The sequence below is a fragment of the Nocardia sp. NPDC059154 genome (genome assembly GCF_042755705.1).
Lineage (GTDB): Bacteria > Actinomycetota > Actinomycetes > Mycobacteriales > Mycobacteriaceae > Nocardia.
On sequence record NZ_JBHZCS010000192.1, the window covers coordinates 1 to 1,892 of the forward strand.

Annotated in this window: 1 protein-coding gene and 1 pseudogene; one reads left to right on the forward strand and one right to left on the reverse strand. The window is 69.0% G+C overall.

The window, feature by feature from the left end:
- A partial coding sequence (locus ACFXN1_RS51740) for a FecCD family ABC transporter permease (RefSeq protein ID WP_379446571.1) occupies positions 1–839 on the reverse strand: 839 nt, incomplete at its 3' end.
- Positions 840–1,354: 515 nt separating this feature from the next.
- Between ACFXN1_RS51740 and ACFXN1_RS51745 the strand changes: the two are divergent.
- Positions 1,355–1,813: pseudogene (locus tag ACFXN1_RS51745) on the forward strand (transposase); the annotation flags it as partial.
- Between the last annotated feature and the right edge of the window lie 79 nt (positions 1,814–1,892).

A 1,892-nucleotide genomic window follows, 5' to 3' on the forward strand; every position in this document is an offset into this window, starting at 1 on the left:
ACCGCGCCGACGATGGCCGACAGCGGGATCAGCACCCGGTGGCCGGGGCCGACGAGCATGCGCACCAGGTGCGGCACGATCAGCCCGACGAACAGGATGATGCCGGTGAAGGCGACACCGGCGGTGGCGAGGACGGCGACCATGACGATCACGTTGCGCCGCAACCGTTCCACGTCCACGCCCAGGTGGCGGGCCGCGGATTCGCCCAGCGCCAGCAGATCCAGGCGCGGCGCCATCCAGACCGCGGCGGCGATGCCCAGCAGGGTCAGCGGCCAGACCACGTTCACCGCCTGCCAGGTGGCGCCGTTGAGGCTGCCCATCTGCCAGAACACCAGCTGGTCACGCGCCGCCGGGGACGCCTTGAACAGCAGGAACGAGATCACGCCACCGGCGAAGGCGTTGATGGCGACACCGGTGAGGATCAATGTCACGACCTCGGTGCGCCCGCCCGACCGCGACAGCAGATACACCAGCAGCGTGGTGCCGAGTCCGGCGACGAACGCGCCCGCCGCCACCGACCAGGCGGCCGCGAACGCGCCACCGATCACGATGACGGTGCCCGCCCCGACCGCCGCACCCGCGGACACGCCGATGACACCGGGTTCGGCGAGCGGGTTGGCGAACACGCCTTGCAGCAGCGCGCCGGCGGTCGCGAGCGCGGCCCCGACCAGCATGCCCAGCACGACGCGCGGGAACCGCACCTCCCACAGGGTCACGTACCCGGCGGGATGTCCGGGCATCGGACCCCAATCCAGGCCGATCCGATGGAACACCGCACCGGCGACTTCGGCGGGACTGGTCGGAACCTGCCCGATGGCCGCGGAGATCAGCGCCAGCATCACCAGCGCGGCCAGGGCCGCGGCGAAGATCAGCGCGGTACGCGAGCGGCTGCGCCGACCTGCCGGTGCCGGATCGACACTGGCCGGGAATTCGTGCGCGGCAACCGATCCCGGATCCGCCGCGTCTGCTGCGGGCGTATTCGCCCCGACACCCGGGGGTGTCGGCGTCGGGCCGCCGGCGACCGGGACGACTCCGTTGCCATCCGCGTGGGCCGGTTCGGCCGCGGGTATCTTCACGAGTCGATCCCTCCTTCTGGCATCTACGTAGCGCAAAGCCACTCTGGAACATTAACTCCCATAATGTATTTCGCCAGTCGAGGACACCTCTGATCCCGGAATGTCCGTCTTGCCGTGACGCCCACCAGCACGTGAGCGATTAGTTCAGAGAAAGGCCAGGCGCCGAGACCGTCCGCGGACTAGACGCTATGAGGGTCCACTGAGGTAGACGAGGCCGGAGGCCTCGTTCTGCAGAGTCTCGTAGGTTGCCGGAGTGACACTCACTTCAGTAGAGCCACATGCAGTTTCAGGAGGCCCCCGGTGAGTATTCAGGGACGAGTGTCGGGTTGGATGTGCACGCGATGTCGGTGGTGGCGTGCGGGATCGAGGACGAGTCGGGGCGGGTGGTGCGGCGCCGGTTGTGCCCGGATCACGCGGAGATCCTGGCGTGGCTGGCCACACTGGCACCGCCGGTGAGGGTGGTGTACGAGGCCGGCCCGACCGGGTTCGGGTTGTATCGGGCGCTGACCGCTGCCGGTATATCGTGCGTGGTCGCGGCGCCGTCGAAGTTGCAGCGCCCGGCCGGGGATCGGGTCAAGACAGATGCCCGTGACGCGATGCACCTGGCCCGGTTGCTGCGCTTGGGCGAGGTGGTGGCGGTCGCGGTACCGACACCGGAACCGGAAGCGGCCAGGGATCTAGTGCGTGCCCGTGAGGATGCCCGCGGTGATCCGATGCGTGCTGTTGAGCGTCACTCAGGGTGGTGACCACAGCGGCCGGGTTCGTCACTGGGGATGGTGATCTCGGCTCGGGCGGGCTGGTGGGGTTGATCTTGTT